We start from the raw sequence: 16421 nt of genomic DNA on the forward strand, positions 1-16421 counted from the left end.
CGCGGTGCGGCCACACGAGAACGGGCCCCGGCCGACAACCGACCAGGACCCGGACCAGCTCCCCCGCCAGGACTCGAACCTGAACTGGCTTATCCAAAGTAAGCAGTGCTGCCGATTACACCACGGGGGATCACAAATGCGTCACTTCGGGCATTGATCGACGCCGCCCGAATCGACGCCCTCCACTATGCCGCACCACCACCCCTCGACGCGACGGTACAGATCAGCGCTGCGGGTTGCGGCGAGGAACGCGGGGGTTCGGTTTCTGCGTGGGTGTTGTGGTGAAAAGGCGCTGGTCGTGAACGTCGGGACGCCCCCGGGAAGTGCGGGGAGCGGGGTCTTAGGGTGGGCGGTATGACCGAGTCGGGGGTGGATGTGCGCGTGGCGGGCAAGGGGCGGCGGGCGGGGCCGCTGTGGTGGGGGCGGCCGCGCAGCGCGGTGCTGGACGTGGCCCTGGCGGTGGCGTCGGCGGCGGAGTGCGCGGCGCAGGGGGTGCCGTTCGCCCGGGAGACGGGCGTGCCGGTGCTGCTGGGCGTGCTGCTCGGTGTGGTGGCGGGTTCGACGGTGGTGCTGCGGCGGCGGTATCCGATCGCCGTGGTGCTGGTGGCGATCGCGGTGACCCCGGCGCAGATGGGGTTCGTCCTGGGCACGGTGGGCCTGTACACGCTGGCGGCCTCGGACGTGCCGCGCCGGATCATCGTGCTGCTGTCGGGGATGCAGGCGGTGGGGATCTTCGTCGTCTCCTACGTGCTGTTCCGGCCGGGCGGCGTGGAGGCGGACATGCCGGGTCCGCGCTGGTTCCTGCTGCTGATGGCGGCGCTGCTGTCGCTGGTGGCGACGGTGCCGCCGGTGCTGTTCGGCCTGTACGTGGGGGCGCGGCGGCGGCTGGTGGACGCGTTGCGGGAGCGGGCCGACGGGCTGGAGCGGGAGTTGTCGCTGCTGGCGGAGCGGGCGGAGGAGCGGGCGGAGTGGGCGCGCAACGAGGAGCGCACGCGGATCGCCCGGGAGATGCACGACGTGGTGGCGCACCGGGTGAGTCTGATGGTGGTGCACGCGGCGGCTTTGCAGGCGGTGGCGTTGAAGGACCCGGCGAAGGCGTCGCGCAATGCGGCGCTGGTGGGTGACATGGGGCGGCAGGCGTTGTCGGAGTTGCGGACGATGCTGGGGGTGCTGCGGTCGCACGAGGTGTCGGCGGAGGGGTCGCGGGCGGCCTCGGGGGCGTCCGGGCCGGAGCGGGACGGGGACGGCGGGGGGCGGCCGCTGGAGAAGGTGGCGCTGTTCGCGGCGGCCGCGGCGGAGCGGGACGCGGCGTCGGGGCCGCGGCTGGGTGAGCTGGAGCAGCTGGTGGGGCAGTCGCGGGCGGCGGGCATGGTGGTGGAGCTGTCGGTGGAGGGTGTGGCGCGGCCGTATCCGGCGGCGGTGGAGCAGACGGCGTTCCGGGTGGTGCAGGAGGCGTTGACGAACGTGCACAAGCACGCGGCGGGGGCGCGGACGCGGGTGCGGCTGGCGCACCGGGGTGCCGAGGTGGCGGTGCAGGTGGAGAACGAGGCGGCGGCGGCCGGGGTGGCGGACGCGGGGCTGCCGAGCGGGGGGAACGGTTTGGTGGGGATGAGGGAGCGGGTGACGGCGCTGGGGGGCGGTTTCGTGTCGGGGCCGACGGCGGCGGGTGGTTTCCGGGTGTCGGCGGTGATTCCGGACCGGTCGGCGCGGTAGCCGGGGGGCGACGCGGGAGCCGGGGGTCAGCCCGGTGCGGGGGTGAGGCGTACGGGCTGGGTGCCGGTGACGAGGGTGGCGAGGGCGGCGTCGAGGGTGGGGCCGAGGTACCAGTCGCCGCTGTGGTCGAGGCTGTAGACGCGTCCTTCGGAGTCGATGGCGAGGAGCGCGGTGGGTTCGCCGTGGTGGCCGTGTTCCTCGCCGAGCGGGGCGATGTCGGTGGCGAGGGCGCGGCCGAGGTCGGCGAGGGTGCGGACCCAGTGGAGCCCGGCGGCGGGGTCGATGGTGAGGGGCGTGGGGGCGATGTGGCGCCCCGGTGCGGTGCCGGTGATGTGGAGGCCGCCGAATTCGGCCCAGGCTTCGACGGCGGCGGGGAAGACGGCGTGGCGGTGCCCGGTGGGTGAGGTGTGGGCGCGCAGGGTGTCGGCCCAGATCTCGGCCTGGCGCATGTCCCAGCGGCCGGGGGTCCAGCCGGCGGTGCGCAGGGCGGCGTCGACGGCGACGGGGAAGCGGGTGGTCATCGGTTCGTGGCGGCGGGGTCGACGGCGCGGACGCCGAAGTGGGCGAGGAGTTCGGTGCAGGAGCGGCAGGGGGGCGCGTAGGTGCCGTGCTGGGGGTCGCCTTGTTCGCGGATGCGACGGGTGGTGACCTTGGCGTGCTTGAGGGCGCGGCGTGCGTCGCCTCCGGTGAAGGGTTTTCTCGCCGCGCGTTTGGAGCGGCCGGCCTCGGCGGTGGTGAGGTAGCGGGACAGGAGGACGGCTTCGGGACAGCGTCCGGTGTGGCGTTCGCGCCGGTCGGTGGTGAGGGTGTCGAGGAAGTCCTGGACGAGCGGGTGGTGCTCGGGGGGCTGGAGGGCTTTGCCCGCGGCGCAGGTCAGGGTGGTGCCGCGGACGGAGAGGGCGGCTGCGGTGGTGGGCATGATGCCGTCGCGCCGGTGGTGCAGGAGGGGTGCGGTGCCGTCGGCGGGGCCGGTGGCGCCCCAGCCGATGCGCGGGTCCGAGGTGTGCTGTGCGGCGTGCATGTGGTGTTTCCTCCCCGTTGTGACCCTCGTGTGCGGGATCTGACTTTGCCAAATCTTCGCGCGGTTGCGGTAGTCGGGGGCGTGTCGGGCGCGTCTTACGGGCGGGGCCGGGACGGGGCGGCCGGGGGCGCGGGGTGTGCACATACGCTGGGGGCGACAGTCGCCGCGCAGCAGGGAGCACCGCCATGACGTCAGGTCGGCTCGGGCAGGAGGGCGCGCCGCCGAACGCGGCGTACGCGGGCCAGGTCGTGCACTTCCCCGACCCGGTGCGGGCGGCGCGCTTCCCGCGGGGGGTGCGGGTGGACGGGGAGGGGTTCCCGGTGTTCACGCCGTACGCGCGGGCCGCGGCGGAGGTCGCGGAGCCGCCGGAGGGTTTCGGTGTGGACGAGTTGCGGCTGACGGACTACGTCTCGGCGAACGCGGCGCAGCACGCGGCGGGGCACGAGTTGTGGGCGGATCTGCCGGCGGTGGCGACGCCGCACGGCTGGACGTGGCACCACGTGCCGCGCAGCCGCCGTCTGGAGCTGGTGCCGGTGGAGGTGAAGGCGCTGCTGCGGCATCACGGGGGTCTGGCGACGGCGGCGGTGGACCACGGCAAGCGGGGGACGCGTCCGCTGCAGGAGACGCGTCCGGCGCACTTCGAGGTGCCGCACGGTGTGGCGGTGTCCGAGGAGCAGGTGGTGCTCGTCGAGGAGGCGCTGGGGTACCGGCTGCCGGGCGCCTACCGGGCGTTCCTGAAGGCGGCGGGCGGGTGTGCCCCGGTGGGGGTGGCGCTGGACGCGGAGCTGGGGCTGCTGCTGGACCAGCCGTTCTTCTCGGTGCGGGACGAGGCGGCGGTGAACGATCTGGTGTACGTCAACAAGTGCCTGCGGGACCACGTGACGAAGGATTTCCTGGGGGTGGCGTTCGTGCACGGCGGGCTGCTGGCGGTGCGGGTGCGCGGCGAGGACGCCGGGTCGGTGTGGTTCTGCCCGTATGACGACGCGCGGGACGGGGACGGGCTCGACGTGCGGGAGCGGGTGGCGGATCTGCTGCTGCCGTGCGGGGAGGACTTCGACGCGTTCCTGTTGCGGCTGGCGGGCAGTCCGCCGGAGTTGGAGACGGTGGCGAACCTGATGGTCGACGGTGGCTTCGCGCGGGCCGTCGCGGTGGAGGGGTGAGCGCGGTGGTGACGTTCGCGCAGGCGCAGGAGCGGGCTGAGCGCTGGGTCAACGAGGGTGTCCCGGCGTACCAGCGGCGGCGGGTGCAGGTCCGGGAGTTCGATCTGGGTTTCGTGGCGTGGGCGGAGGACCGGGAGGACGGGCCGCGTGCGGACGGTGGCCGGACGCGGCTGGTGATCGCCCGGGACAGCGGGGAGTCGACGCTGTGGCCGGGGCTGCCGGTGGGTGAGGTGATCCGCCGGTACGAGGAGGAGTACGGGGCGCGGGCGGAGGAGCCCGCCGTGGCGGCGCCGCGCCGGGTGGATCTGGAGGCGACGTCGTTCCTGCTGACGCCGCCGGAGTGGTTGCAGGAGGCGGCGGACCGTCTGGGGCTGCCGGACGGCGGTGCGGGGCGGGGTGGGCCGGAGGGGTCCGCTGTGGCGGCTTCCGCTGGGGACGCCGCGGCTGCGGCTCCTCCGGCGGGTGCGCCGGAGGAGCCGGACGCCTCGGGGGCGGGGCAGGGGCCGCCGGTCGTGGGCGGCTGGGCCGACACCTCGGATTCGGGTCAGGGCGAGTCGCTGGCGCTGCCGGAGACGGTGCCGGCGGCGCCGCCGGGGGCCGCCGAGGAGGCGCACGGGCCGCGGCCCGCGGGTGCGGAGCCGGCGACGGAGCTGATGCCCGAGGGCAGCGCGCTGCCGCGTACCCGGTTGTCCCCGGCGGTGCCGGAGCCGCAGGGCGAGCCGTCCGCCCCGGAGCCGGGCGAGGGGGCCGCGGGGCCGGGCGAGGCCGGTCCGGAGTCCGCCGACACGGTGACGGGCCGGGCTGCTCCGGCTGCGCCGCCCAGGCCGTCCCGGGGCGGGGGTCCGGCGGTGCCGCCGCCGCCCGGCGCGCCCGGGGTGCCCGGCGTCCGACAGCCCCGGGACACCCCGGCGCCGGGCGTCCGGCCCGACGGCGCCCCGTCCGACGCCACGCCGTCCGACGCCACGCCTCCGGCGGGTGCCGCGCCGGAGGGCACGCCCGGCGGCGCGGCGGGCGGTTACGTGCCGACGCAGCTCGTCCCGGCGGACGGTCCGGGGCGGCCCGGGTCCGACGGCGGCAGCGGCACCGGCGGCTCCGGCTCCGGCGGGGTGCACCAGGCGGCGACGATGCTGTCCGGTCCCGCACCGGACGGCCAGGGCGCACCGGGCGGCCAGGGCGGGCAGCAGCCCCCGGTGCCGCCGCCCGCTCCTGCGGGCGTGCCGGGTCAGCAGGGCCGGGGCGGCGGCCCGGCCGGTCCCCCGCCGCCCCCGGGTCCGCCCGGCAGGCCGGGCCAGCCCGGCGGCGGGGTGCACCACGCGGCGACGATGCTGGCCGGTCCCGGTCAGCACGCCGGTCCGGCCGCGCCCTCCGGTCCCGGCACGCCCCCGCCGCCGCAGCCCCCGCCCGGCGTCCGGCAGCCCCCGCCCGGCGCCGCGCAGGCTCCGCCCGGGGCGCAGCAGCCCCCGCCCGCGTACGGCTATCCGCAGCAGCCGGGCGTGCCCATGGTGGGGCCCGGCTACATGGCGGTCCTGCGCTACCGGGCGCCCGACGGCTCCGAGCAGCAGCTCATCCGCCGCTCGGCGCCGGGCCTGCCGCACCCGGAGTGGCAGGTCCTCTACGAGCTGCGCGCCCTCGGCGTGCCGCCGCAGCAGGTCATCGAGCTGCACACCGAGCTGGAGCCCTGCGACCTGCCGGGCGGCTACTGCGCGCGGATGATCCGGGAGACGTGGCCGCAGGTGCGGGTCAGCCACACCGCCGCGTACGGCAGCGACCACGGCTCCCGGCAGCGGGGCATGCACCACCTGCTGGTCCACCAGGGCGAGTTGCACCAGGTCGCGGACGGTCCCGCGCGTCCGGCTCCGGTGCGGGCGCCGTTGCAGCCGGTGCCGCAGGCGCCGCCCGTCCCGCCCGAGGGGGTGGGTCACGAGCTGCTCCAGGCGTTCGGCCCGCAGGGCGTGTTCCGGTTCGACCAGCGCGCGGTCTCCCGGCAGGGCGTGCCCGACGTCGTCGCGCAGACGCTGGTGTGGGCGGGGCTGCCGCTGGACTTCGGCCCGTTCTTCTGGGCGCAGGCGCAGCCGGGCCGTCCCGTGCCGACGCTCGCGGAGCTGGCGCAGGAGCGCGGGGTGCAGCCGGGCCCCGACGCGGGTTCGTACCTCGTGATGGGCAGCGACTTCGGGCGGCAGGTGTGCGTGCAGTACGGCACGGCGCACATCGTGGCGGTGCCGCTGGAGGCGGCGCCGGACGGGCAGCCCGCGCCCGCCCAGTTCGTCAACTCGGGGCTGCCGGAGTTCGCCCGGTGCCTGGCGATGGCGGGCCGCATGTGGCGGCTGCGCTACGGGCTGACGCCGGATCAGGCGGGCCGCTGGACGGTGGACTTCCAGCAGCAGCTCGCCGCGCTCGATCCGGCGGCGCTCGCGCACCCGGAGAACTGGTGGTCGGTGCTGGTCGAGCAGATGTGGGACGGCCTGCTGTAGCGGGCGCGCCGGGGCGTGGCGCGCCCGCCGCTTGGGCGGCGGGCCGCCGATGCCGCATCCTTGGTTGCCAAAATGGCCTTGAGTGTCCGGTACGGCACCAGGTGGGACGCTTTGGGCACATCACGCCGACGTGAAGGGCTCGCTATGTCATCGACGGTGTCGCCGCACGGCTTTCCGGTCGTGCGGGGCCGCGGTTACCGACCCGCACAGGTGGACCGGCGGGTCGCCGACCTGCTGGCGGAGAGTCAGGACGCGCGGGAGCGGCTGGCCCGGCTGGAGGTGCTGGCCGGGGAGCTGGACGAGGAGGCCGGGCGGCTGCGCGCCCAGGTCGCCGCGCTGCCCCCGCCCGCGTACGACGCGCTGGGCGGCCGGGCGCTGGCCCTGCTGGCGGAGGTCGAGGCGGAGGCCGCGGACGTGCGGCGTACGGGCGAGAGCGACGCGGCCCGGCTGCTCCAGGACGCCGAGGAGGCCGCGCGGCGGCGGCGGGAGGCGGCCTCGCGGGAGGCAGCCGGGATCAGGGCGGCCGGTGAGGAGGCCGCTGACGCCGTGCTCGCCGGGGCCCGCGCCGAGGAGTCCGGTATCCGCGGGGCGGCCCGCGCGGACGCCGGGCGGCTGCGCGAGGAGGCGGCGGCGGCGCTGCGGGAGGCGGGCGAGCGGTGCTCGGCGCTGCTGGCGGGGCAGGAACGCGAGCACGCCGCGAAGCGTGAGACGGCGGAACGGGGGCTGGCCGCCCGGGAGGCGGACGCCGCCGGCCGGGAGGCGGAACTGGAGCGGCGCGGCGGGGAGCTGCTGGCCGCCGCCCAGCGGGACCACGCGCGGGCGGCCGAGGAGGCCGCGCGCGAGGAGGAGGCCGCGCGGGCGCGGGCCGGGGAGATCGTCGCGGCGGCCCGCGCGCGGGAGGAGCGCCTGGAACGGGAGACGGAGGGGCTGCTGCGGGAGCAGGGCGAGGAGGCGGACGCGCTGCGCGAGCACCTGGACCGGGTGCGGGGGGCGCTGGCCGCGCTGACCGGCCGCGCGGTCGCGCCCTCCCCCGAGTCGCCCGAACCGGAGCCGCCCTCGCCGGAGCCGCCCGGCCCGCGGTCGCCGTGACCGGGACGGCGCCCGGTGCCTCGCCGGGGCGCCGGGCGCCGGGGCACCGGCCTCCGCGCTGGCCGCCGCCGGGCCCGGAGAACCGACCGGTATCCTGCGGGTGACATCCACCCGAAGCCGAAGGGCACACCGTGAGCGCCAACCGCCCGGCAGCCGTCGTCGTTCTCGCAGCGGGTGAGGGCACCCGCATGAAGTCGGCGACGCCGAAGGTCCTGCACGAGATCTGCGGGCGGTCGCTCGTGGGTCACGTCGTCTCCGCCGCCAGGGAACTGAAACCGGAGCACCTGGTCGTGGTCGTGGGCCACGCCCGTGAACAGGTCACCGGCCACCTCGCCGCCCGGGACGCCGGGGTGCGCACCGCCGTGCAGGAGGAGCAGAACGGCACCGGCCACGCGGTCCGCATGGGGCTGGAGGCGCTGGCCGCCGAGGGCGTGCGGCTGTCCGGAACCGTGCTCGTCGCCTGCGGGGACACGCCGCTGCTGACGAGCGGGACGCTGGCCGCGCTGGCGCGGACGCACGCCGGGGACGGCAACGCCGTCACCGTGCTGACCGCGCGGGTGCCGGACGCCACCGGGTACGGGCGGATCATGCGCGCCGCGGACGGATCGGTGACGGGGATCGTCGAGCACAAGGACGCCACCGACGAGCAGCTTGCCGTGCGGGAGATCAACTCCGGGGTGTTCGCGTTCGACGGCGCGCTGCTGGCCGACGCGCTGGGCCGGGTGCGGACGGACAACAGCCAGGGCGAGGAGTACCTGACGGACGTCCTCGGCATCCTGCGCGCCGACGGGCACCGGGTGGGCGCCTGCGTGGCCGCCGACCACCGGGAGATCGCGGGCATCAACAACCGGGTGCAGCTCGCGCAGGCGCGCCGCATGCTGAACGACCGGCTGCTGGAGCGGGCGATGCTCGCCGGGGTCACCGTGGTGGACCCGGCGACCACGTGGGTGGACGCCGACGTCACGTTCGAGCCGGACGCGCTGGTGCACCCGGGCACCCAGCTCCTGGGCGCCACGCACCTGGGGGCCGGCTGCGAGGTGGGGCCGCAGGCGCGGCTCACCGACACCCGGGTGGGCGCGGAGGCGACGGTGAGCAACACCGTCGCCGTCCGGGCCGAGGTGGGCGAGGGCGCGTCGGTGGGGCCGTACGCGTACTTGCGGCCGGGCACGGTCCTGGGCCCGCGGGCCAAGGCGGGCACGTACGTGGAGATGAAGAACGCGACGGTCGGCGAGGGCAGCAAGGTGCCGCACCTGTCCTACGTGGGGGACGCCACCATCGGCGACCACACGAACATCGGTGCGGCGAGCGTCTTCGTCAACTACGACGGCGAGGCCAAGCACCACACCACGATCGGTTCGCACTGCAAGACGGGCTCGGACAACATGTTCGTGGCGCCGGTCACCGTCGGGGACGGCGCCTACACGGCCGCCGGCTCGGTCATCACGAAGGACGTGCCGCCCGGGTCGCTGGCCGTCGCCCGGGGCCAGCAGCGCAACATCGAGGGCTGGGTGGCCCGCAAGCGGCCCGGCAGCGCGGCGGCGCAGGCCGCCCAGGCGGCCGGGGAGGAGCGGGAGAGCGAGCGCGGGGGACCCGGCGCGTGAACCGGGCGTCCCCCGCACCCCGCGCGCGACCAGCGCGGACGACCGGACAGGCGGCGAACGGCGTACCCCCGCGGGGGCGTACCGTGAAAGGCGCACACCCAGCGAGGCCCAAGGAGACAGTGCAGTGACCGGGATCAAGACGTCCAGCGAGAAGAAGCTGATGCTCTTCTCCGGCCGCGCCCACCCGAAGCTGGCGGAGGAGGTGGCCAGCGAGCTCGGGGTGGACCTGGTCCCGACGAAGGCGATCGACTTCGCCAACGGTGAGATCTACGTGCGGTTCCAGGAGTCGGTGCGCGGCGCGGACTGCTTCCTGATCCAGAGCCACACCGCCCCCATCAACAAGTGGATCATGGAACAGCTCATCATGATCGACGCCCTGAAGCGGGCGTCGGCCCGCAGCATCTCCGTGGTGATCCCGTTCTACGGCTACGCCCGGCAGGACAAGAAGCACCGGGGCCGCGAGCCGATCTCCGCGCGGCTGATGGCGGACCTGCTCCAGGCGGCGGGCGCGCACCGCGTCCTGAGCGTGGACCTGCACGCCGACCAGGTGCAGGGCTACTTCGACGGCCCCGTGGACCACCTGTTCGCCCTGCCCGTGCTGACCGACTACATCGCCAGCCGGGTGGACCGCGACAAGCTCACCGTCGTCTCCCCCGACGCCGGGCGGGTGCGGGTGGCCGACCGCTGGGCGGACCGGCTGGGCGCGCCGCTGGCGATCGTCCACAAGCGCCGCGACCCGGACGTGGCCAACCAGGTCACCGTCCACGAGGTCGTCGGTGACGTGGCGGGCCGGGTGTGCGTGCTGGTGGACGACATGGTCGACACCGGCGGGACGATCTGCGCCGCCGCGGACGCGCTGTACGCCAACGGCGCGGAGGACGTCATGGTGACGGCCACCCACGGCATCCTGTCGCACCCGGCGCCCGACCGGCTGAAGAACTCCCGGGTGAGCGAGTTCGTGTTCACGAACACGCTGCCCACCCCGGAGGAGCTGGACCTGGACAAGGTGACGGTGCTGTCCATGGCGCCGACCATCGCCCGCGCGGTGCGCGAGGTGTTCGAGGACGGCTCGGTCACGAGCCTCTTCGAGGAGCAGAGCTGATCGATTTACGGTACGGCCTCCCCGCCGGGTAGCATCACCACGTTGCTCGGCGAGGGAGGCCGCACCGCGGGTGCGGCGGTCCGTAATCGACGCGCTCTTCGTAGCAGGCCGGTCGTGGCCGGGTGACGTCCGCAGACCCACCCCACAGCACGAGGAGCGATCGTCATGGCTGACGTGAAGATTTCCGGCAGCGTCCGCAAGGAGTTCGGCAAGGGCGCGGCCCGCCGGCTGCGCCGCCAGGAGAAGGTCCCCGGCGTCGTCTACGGGCACGGCGCGGCGCCGCTGCACGTCGAGCTGCCCGGCTACGACCTGATGATGGCGCTCAAGAGCTCCAACGTCCTCATCGAGCTGGACGTCGAGGGCAAGAAGGAACTGGTCATCCCGAAGGCCGTGCAGCGCGAGGCCATCCGCGGCTTCCTCGTCCACATCGACCTGCTCACCGTCCAGCAGGGCGAGACGGTCTCCGTGGACGTGCCGCTGCACACCGAGGGCGACCTGGCCCCGGGCCAGTTCATCCTGGAGCACGTCATGAACTCGCTGCCCGTCGAGGCCGAGGCCACCCACATCCCGGAGTCGGTCACCGTCTCCGTCGAGGGCCTGAGCGCCGGTGACAGCGTCCTGGCCAAGGACGTGCCGCTGCCCAAGGGCACCACGCTGCACGTGGACGGCGACGCCGTCGTCCTCCAGGTGCTCGGCGCCCAGGCGGAGGAGCCGACCGAGAACGCCGAGGGCTCCGAGTCCGCGGAGTGATCCGGGGCCGGGCCGCCGGGGAGGGCGGGCAGGTATGAGCGAGTCGTCCACGGGCCCCTGGATCGTCGCCGGTCTGGGCAACCCGGGGCCGGGGTACGCCGGGAACCGGCACAACGTCGGGTTCATGGTCGCCGATCTGCTCGCGGAGCGGATGCGGGCGCACTTCAAGGCGCACAAGGCCCGCGCGCAGGTCGTGGAGGGCCGCCTCGGCCCTGTGGGACCGGCCGGGCGCCGCGTCGTCGTCGCCAAGCCGATGACGTACATGAACCTCTCCGGCGGCCCGGTCACCGCGCTGCGCGACTTCTACAAGACGCCGGTGGAGCAGATCGTCGTCGTGCACGACGAGCTGGACCTCGACTACGGCGCGCTGCGGCTCAAGCTCGGCGGCGGGGACAACGGCCACAACGGGCTCAAGTCGCTCACGAAGTCGCTGGGGCCCGGCTACCACCGGGTCCGGTTCGGCGTGGGCCGGCCGCCGGGGCGGATGGCGGTCGCCGACTACGTCCTGAAGGACTTCCCGGCGGCCGAGCGCAAGGAGCTGGACTACTTCGTGGACCGGGCCGCCGACGCCGTCGAGAAGCTGGTCCTCGACGGTCTGGCCCCGGCCCAGAACACGTACAACTCCTGACGTGCCGCTCGCCGGACGAGGCGGCCTCGTCCGGCGAGCGGGCGCGGGCCGGGCACGGGCCCGGCGCGGCCGTCACGCCCGGCGGTGCCCCACCAGGCGGGGCTTGGCCTCCAGGCCGTCCAGCCCGTGCCACGCGAGGTTGACCAGGTGCGCGGCCACCTCCGCCTTCTTGGGCTTGCGCGCGTTCAGCCACCACTGCCCGGTGAGCGCGACCATGCCCACCAGCGCCTGCGCGTACATCGGCGCCAGCTTCGGGTCGAAGCCGCGGGCCTTGAACTCCAGGCCGAGGATGTCCTCGACCTGCGTGGCGATGTCGCTGATCAGTGACGCGAACGTGCCGGTGGTCTGGGTGACCGGCGAGTCGCGCACCAGGATGCGGAAGCCGTCGGTGAAGGTGTCGATGTAGTCGAGCAGCGCGAACGCGGCCTGCTCCAGCAGCTCACGCGGGTGGCCCGCGGTGAGCGCGCTGGTGACCATGCCGAGCAGCTGCCGCATCTCGCGGTCGACGACGACCGCGTACAGCCCTTCCTTGCCGCCGAAGTGCTCGTAGACCACGGGCTTGGAGACGCCTGCCTTGGCGGCGATCTCCTCCACCGACGTGCCTTCGAAACCGCGTTCGGCGAACAGGGTGCGGCCGATGTCGAGGAGCTGCTCGCGGCGTTCCTTGCCGGTCATGCGCCTGCGCGCGCGCCGGGAGGTGGTGGGGGGTTTGTCCTGCATGCTGCGCTCGCTGCGGTCGTCGGTCGGCACGGTGACCATCATGCCGCGTCGGCGGTGCTCCGTTCCCGGCGGGAAGCTTTCGGGTCCTCGGAGCGCTTGGCGGCGAGGCGGCTCTCCTGCGGCCAGCGGACGTCGTAGGCCCAGCCGGCCTTCTCGAACCAGCGGATGATCCGCGCACTGGAGTCGATCTGCCCGCGCTGCACGCCGTGCCGGGCGCAGGTGGGGTCGGCGTGGTGCAGGTTGTGCCAGGACTCGCCGCAGGACAGCACGGCCAGCCACCACACGTTGCCGGACCGGTCGCGGGACTTGAAGGGGCGCTTGCCGGCGGCGTGGCAGATGGAGTTGATGGACCAGGTCACGTGGTGCAGCAGCGCGACGCGCACCAGGGAGCCCCAGAAGAACGCGGTGGCCGCGCCCTGCCAGGACCAGGTGGCCAGGCCGCCGATGACGGCCGGCAGCGCCAGGGAGACGGCGGTCCACCCGATGAACTGGCGGGAGATGCGGCGGATGGCCGGGTCCTTGACCAGGTCGGGCGCGTACTTTTCCTGCGGGGTGCGCTCGCTGTCGAACATCCACGCCATGTGCGCCCACCACAGGCCCTTCATCAGGGCGGGGACCGTCTCGCCGTAGCGCCACGGGGAGTGCGGGTCGCCCTCGGCGTCGGAGAACTTGTGGTGCTTGCGGTGGTCGGCCACCCAGCGCACGACGGGTCCTTCGACCGCCAGGGAGCCCGCGATGGCGAGCGCGATGCGCAGGGGGCGCTTGGCCTTGAAGGAGCCGTGCGTGAAGTAGCGGTGGAAGCCGATGGTGACGCCGTGGCAGCCGATGTAGTACATGGCCACGAGCAGGCCGAGGTCGAGCCAGCTCACCCCCCAGCCCCAGGCCAGCGGTACCGCGGCGATGAGGGCCAGGAAGGGTACGGCGATGAAGAGGAGGAGGGTGATCTGTTCGACCGACCGGCGCCCGTCACCGCTGAGGGTGGCGGAAGCGTCCGCCGGGGTGGTTCCGGGCTGCTCCGCGGTGGTGCCGACGGTGTCGTCGACCAGGTCTGGTGTCGTCGTCATGTACGTCCTCGTCCGACGGGTACTAGGTCCGGTCCCACCTACGGGACCGTAACCTACGGTTTCGTAAGTATGGCAGTCATTTCTCCCCCGTCTACAGTCTGGCCGGTTCACGGGAGGCGAAACGGACGGAGAAGCTCCGCTGCCCGGTGCGTGGACAGGCGAGTACCCGGGTAGGGGCGCCACCTATCCTTGAGGCGTCGGACAGTGCGGTCCGTGACCCGCCAAGAGCGAAGATGTCCTGAACCCCCGAGTGACAGGGCTGCCGTCGGTCACGTGTATCAGCCGCCGGCGGCCGCCGCCCGAAAAGCCGCCAAGAGCTGCTGCCGAATGCTGCAAGGAGCCGCCTCTCATGAGCAGTGCCGACACCCCCGCCGAGGCCGTGGAGTCGCCCGAGGCCACCAGTGCCCTGCGTGCCGACATCAGACGCCTGGGTGATCTGCTGGGTGAGACCCTGGTCAGGCAGGAGGGCCAGGAACTGCTGGACCTCGTCGAACGCGTACGGGCGCTGACCCGCAGCGACGGCGAGGCCGCCGCCGCGCTGCTGGGCCGTACCGACCCGCAGACCGCCGCCAAGCTGGTGCGGGCCTTCTCCATCTACTTCCACCTCGCCAACGTCACCGAGCAGGTCCACCGCGGCCGTGAGCTGCGGGCCCGCCGGGCGGCCGACGGCGGCAGCCTGGCCCGCACGGCCGACATGCTCAAGGACGCCGACCCCGGCCACCTGCGGGAGACGGCCCGGAACCTGGGCGTGCGCCCGGTGTTCACCGCCCACCCGACGGAGGCGGCCCGGCGCTCGGTGCTGACGAAGCTGCGCAAGGTCGCCGAGCTGCTGGACGCCACCGACCGCTCCGAGCGCCGCCGCACGGACCTGCGGCTGGCCGAGAACATCGACCTCATCTGGCAGACCGACGAGCTGCGGGTGGCCCGTCCCGAACCCGCCGACGAGGCGCGCAACGCCGTCTACTACCTGGACGAGCTGCACGGCGGAGCCGTCGGGGACCTGCTGGAGGACCTGGCGGCCGAGCTGGAGCGGGCCGGTGCGCCGCTGCCCGCCGGTTCGCGCCCGCTGACGTTCGGCACCTGGATCGGCGGCGACCGCGACGGCAACCCGAACGTCACCCCGCAGGTCACCTGGGACGTGCTGCTGCTCCAGCACGAGCACGGCATCACCCAGGCGCTGGAGCACGTGGACGAGCTGCGCGGCGCGCTGTCCAGCTCCATCCGCAACTGCGGCGCGACGCGGGAGCTGCTGGACTCCCTCAGCGACGACCTGGAGCGGCTGCCGGAGATCACCCCGCGCTACAAGCGGCTCAACGCCGAGGAGCCGTACCGGCTGAAGGTGACCTGCGTCCGGCAGAAGCTGCTCAACACCCGCGAGCGGCTGGCGCAGGACGCCCCGCACGTGCCGGGCCGGGACTACCTGGGCACCGGGGAGCTGCTGGCGGACCTGGAGCTGGTGCAGACGTCGCTGCGCGAGCACCGCGGCGGGCTCGTCGCGGACGGCCGGCTGGAGCGCGTCATGCGCACGCTGGCGGCGTTCGGCCTCCAGCTCGCGACGATGGACGTGCGCGAGCACGCCGACGCCCACCACCACGCGCTGGGCCAGCTCTTCGACCGCCTCGGCGAGGAGTCCTGGCGGTACGAGGACATGCCGCGCGACTACCGGCACCGGCTGCTGGCCAAGGAGCTGCGCTCGCGCCGCCCGCTGGCCCCGACCCCGGCACCGCTGGACGAGGCGGGCGCCAAGACGCTCGGGGTGTTCCGCACGGTGCGCCGGGCGCTGGACACCTTCGGGCCCGAGGTCATCGAGTCGTACATCATCTCGATGTGCCAGGGCGCGGACGACGTGTTCGCCGCGGCCGTCCTGGCCCGCGAGGCCGGGCTGATCGACCTGCACGGCGGCTGGGCGCGCATCGGCATCGTGCCGCTGCTGGAGACGACCGACGAGCTGAAGATCGCCGACGAGCTGCTGGACGCCATGCTGTCGGACCCCTCCTACCGCAAGCTGGTCGCGCTGCGCGGCGACCTCCAGGAGGTCATGCTCGGGTACTCCGACTCCTCGAAGTTCGGCGGCATCACCACCTCGCAGTGGGAGATCCACCGGGCGCAGCGGCGGCTGCGGGACGTGGCGCACCGGCACGGGGTGCGGCTGCGGCTGTTCCACGGCCGGGGCGGCACCGTCGGCCGGGGCGGCGGCCCCACGCACGACGCGATCCTCGCCCAGCCCTACGGGACGCTGGAGGGCGAGATCAAGGTCACCGAGCAGGGCGAGGTGATCTCGGACAAGTACCTGGTGCCGTCGCTGGCCCGGGAGAACCTGGAGCTGACGGTCTCCGCGACGCTCCAGGCGTCCGCGCTGCACACCGCCCCGCGCCAGTCGCAGGAGGCGCTCGCCCGCTGGGACGCGGCGATGGACACCGTCTCGGACGCGGCGCACGGTGCCTACCGGGCGCTGGTGGAGGACCCGGACCTGCCGGCGTACTTCTTCGCCTCCACCCCGGTGGACCAGCTCGCCGACCTGCACCTGGGCTCGCGCCCCTCGCGCCGCCCGGACTCGGGCGCGGGCCTGGACGGGCTGCGGGCGATCCCGTGGGTGTTCGGCTGGACGCAGTCGCGGCAGATCGTGCCGGGGTGGTTCGGCGTCGGAACGGGCCTGAAGGCGGCCCGCGAGGCCGGGCTGGACGCGGTGCTCACGGAGGCGTACGAGCACTGGCACTTCTTCCGGAACTTCCTGTCGAACGTGGAGATGACGCTCGCCAAGACGGACCTGCGCATCGCCCGGCACTACGTGGAGACCCTGGTCCCGGCCGAGCTGCGGCACGTCTTCGACGACATCGAGGCCGAGCACGCGCTGACCGTGCAGGAGGTCCTGCGCGTCACCGGTGAGGGCGGGCTGCTGGAGTCCGACCCGGTGCTGCGGCAGACGCTGAAGATCCGCGACGCCTACCTGGACCCGATCTCCTACCTCCAGGTGGCGCTGCTGGACCGGCAGCGCCAGGCCGCCGAGCGCGGCGAGGAGCCGGACCAGCTGCTGTCGCGGGCGCTGCTGCTGACGGTCAACGGTGTGGCGGCGGGCCTGCGCAACACCGGCTGACGTCCGGC

General features: G+C 74.4%; 13 protein-coding genes and 1 tRNA gene. 9 read left to right on the top strand and 5 right to left on the bottom strand.

Features of this window, described 5'->3' with window-relative positions; genetic code table 11:
• Window positions 1–58: 58 nt before the first annotated feature.
• A tRNA-Gln gene (locus tag V1J52_RS14800) sits at window positions 59–130 on the bottom strand.
• A 224-nt stretch (window positions 131–354) separates the two neighbouring features.
• On the opposite strand from V1J52_RS14800, the gene V1J52_RS14805 reads away from it, so the two are divergent.
• Window positions 355–1713: a sensor histidine kinase gene (locus V1J52_RS14805; protein ID WP_330140254.1), complete on the top strand. Its 1359-nt coding sequence runs from the start codon at window positions 355–357 to the stop codon at window positions 1711–1713.
• A 26-nt stretch (window positions 1714–1739) separates the two neighbouring features.
• Here V1J52_RS14805 and V1J52_RS14810 read toward each other — a convergent pair whose 3' ends face one another.
• Window positions 1740–2234 (bottom strand): SUKH-3 domain-containing protein, encoded by a 495-nt coding sequence (locus tag V1J52_RS14810; protein ID WP_330140255.1) that lies wholly within the window; start codon window positions 2232–2234, stop codon window positions 1740–1742.
• A complete protein-coding gene (locus V1J52_RS14815; protein WP_330140256.1) occupies window positions 2231–2734 on the bottom strand; it encodes a YwqJ-related putative deaminase in 504 nt (167 codons plus the stop codon). The genes V1J52_RS14810 and V1J52_RS14815 overlap by 4 nt, the downstream gene beginning before the upstream one ends.
• Before the next feature lie 185 nt (window positions 2735–2919).
• Between V1J52_RS14815 and V1J52_RS14820 the strand changes: the two genes are divergently transcribed.
• The 7 genes from V1J52_RS14820 (at window position 2920) to pth (ending at window position 11535) form a co-directional block, all read left to right on the top strand.
• Window positions 2920–3894, top strand: coding sequence for an SMI1/KNR4 family protein (locus V1J52_RS14820; RefSeq protein WP_330140257.1), 975 nt, complete (start codon window positions 2920–2922; stop codon window positions 3892–3894).
• Complete coding sequence (locus tag V1J52_RS14825; RefSeq protein ID WP_330140258.1) at window positions 3891–6365, top strand: SUKH-4 family immunity protein; 2475 nt, start codon at window positions 3891–3893, stop codon at window positions 6363–6365. The genes V1J52_RS14820 and V1J52_RS14825 overlap by 4 nt, the downstream gene beginning before the upstream one ends.
• A 210-nt stretch (window positions 6366–6575) precedes the next feature.
• A complete protein-coding gene (locus tag V1J52_RS14830) occupies window positions 6576–7454 on the top strand; it encodes a cellulose-binding protein (protein WP_330140259.1) in 879 nt (292 codons plus the stop codon).
• Between the two features lie 131 nt (window positions 7455–7585).
• The gene (glmU, locus tag V1J52_RS14835) at window positions 7586–9055 is read left to right on the top strand and encodes a bifunctional UDP-N-acetylglucosamine diphosphorylase/glucosamine-1-phosphate N-acetyltransferase GlmU (RefSeq protein ID WP_330140260.1); all 1470 of its coding nucleotides are present in this window, start codon (window positions 7586–7588) and stop codon (window positions 9053–9055) included.
• 124 nt (window positions 9056–9179) lie between these two features.
• Entirely contained in the window at window positions 9180–10157 is a 978-nt protein-coding gene (locus tag V1J52_RS14840; protein ID WP_330140261.1) for a ribose-phosphate diphosphokinase, read from the top strand.
• Between the two features lie 165 nt (window positions 10158–10322).
• Window positions 10323–10907, top strand: a complete 585-nt coding sequence (locus tag V1J52_RS14845) for a 50S ribosomal protein L25/general stress protein Ctc (RefSeq protein WP_330140262.1) — start codon at window positions 10323–10325, stop codon at window positions 10905–10907.
• Between the two features lie 34 nt (window positions 10908–10941).
• Window positions 10942–11535 carry an aminoacyl-tRNA hydrolase gene (gene pth / locus V1J52_RS14850; RefSeq protein WP_330140263.1) on the top strand — a complete coding sequence of 198 codons (594 nt, stop codon included), beginning with the start codon at window positions 10942–10944 and terminating at the stop codon, window positions 11533–11535.
• Between the two features lie 72 nt (window positions 11536–11607).
• Here the strand turns inward: pth and V1J52_RS14855 are convergent, their stop codons facing one another.
• Together V1J52_RS14855 and V1J52_RS14860 are read right to left on the bottom strand one after the other, a co-directional pair.
• Window positions 11608–12297: a TetR family transcriptional regulator gene (locus tag V1J52_RS14855; RefSeq protein WP_443075826.1), complete on the bottom strand. Its 690-nt coding sequence runs from the start codon at window positions 12295–12297 to the stop codon at window positions 11608–11610.
• The gene (locus V1J52_RS14860) at window positions 12294–13319 is read right to left on the bottom strand and encodes an acyl-CoA desaturase (RefSeq protein WP_330140264.1); all 1026 of its coding nucleotides are present in this window, start codon (window positions 13317–13319) and stop codon (window positions 12294–12296) included. Before V1J52_RS14860 ends, V1J52_RS14855 begins: the two co-directional genes overlap by 4 nt.
• Window positions 13320–13668: 349 nt before the next feature.
• Between V1J52_RS14860 and ppc the strand changes: the two genes are divergently transcribed.
• Window positions 13669–16413, top strand: coding sequence for a phosphoenolpyruvate carboxylase (ppc, locus tag V1J52_RS14865; RefSeq protein ID WP_330140265.1), 2745 nt, complete (start codon window positions 13669–13671; stop codon window positions 16411–16413).
• The last annotated feature ends 8 nt before the right edge of the window (window positions 16414–16421 follow it).

Source organism: Streptomyces solitudinis (assembly GCF_036323765.1).
Taxonomy (GTDB): domain Bacteria; phylum Actinomycetota; class Actinomycetes; order Streptomycetales; family Streptomycetaceae; genus Streptomyces.

Coding starts and splice junctions, on each gene's coding strand:
- V1J52_RS14860 (WP_330140264.1), bottom strand. CDS start 13,319: ATGACGACGACACCAGACCTGGTCGACGACACCGTCGGCACCACCGCG.
- pth (WP_330140263.1), top strand. CDS start 10,942: ATGAGCGAGTCGTCCACGGGCCCCTGGATCGTCGCCGGTCTGGGCAAC.
- V1J52_RS14845 (WP_330140262.1), top strand. CDS start 10,323: ATGGCTGACGTGAAGATTTCCGGCAGCGTCCGCAAGGAGTTCGGCAAG.
- V1J52_RS14820 (WP_330140257.1), top strand. CDS start 2,920: ATGACGTCAGGTCGGCTCGGGCAGGAGGGCGCGCCGCCGAACGCGGCG.
- V1J52_RS14815 (WP_330140256.1), bottom strand. CDS start 2,734: ATGCACGCCGCACAGCACACCTCGGACCCGCGCATCGGCTGGGGCGCC.
- ppc (WP_330140265.1), top strand. CDS start 13,669: ATGAGCAGTGCCGACACCCCCGCCGAGGCCGTGGAGTCGCCCGAGGCC.
- V1J52_RS14855 (WP_443075826.1), bottom strand. CDS start 12,297: ATGATGGTCACCGTGCCGACCGACGACCGCAGCGAGCGCAGCATGCAG.
- V1J52_RS14810 (WP_330140255.1), bottom strand. CDS start 2,234: ATGACCACCCGCTTCCCCGTCGCCGTCGACGCCGCCCTGCGCACCGCC.
- V1J52_RS14805 (WP_330140254.1), top strand. CDS start 355: ATGACCGAGTCGGGGGTGGATGTGCGCGTGGCGGGCAAGGGGCGGCGG.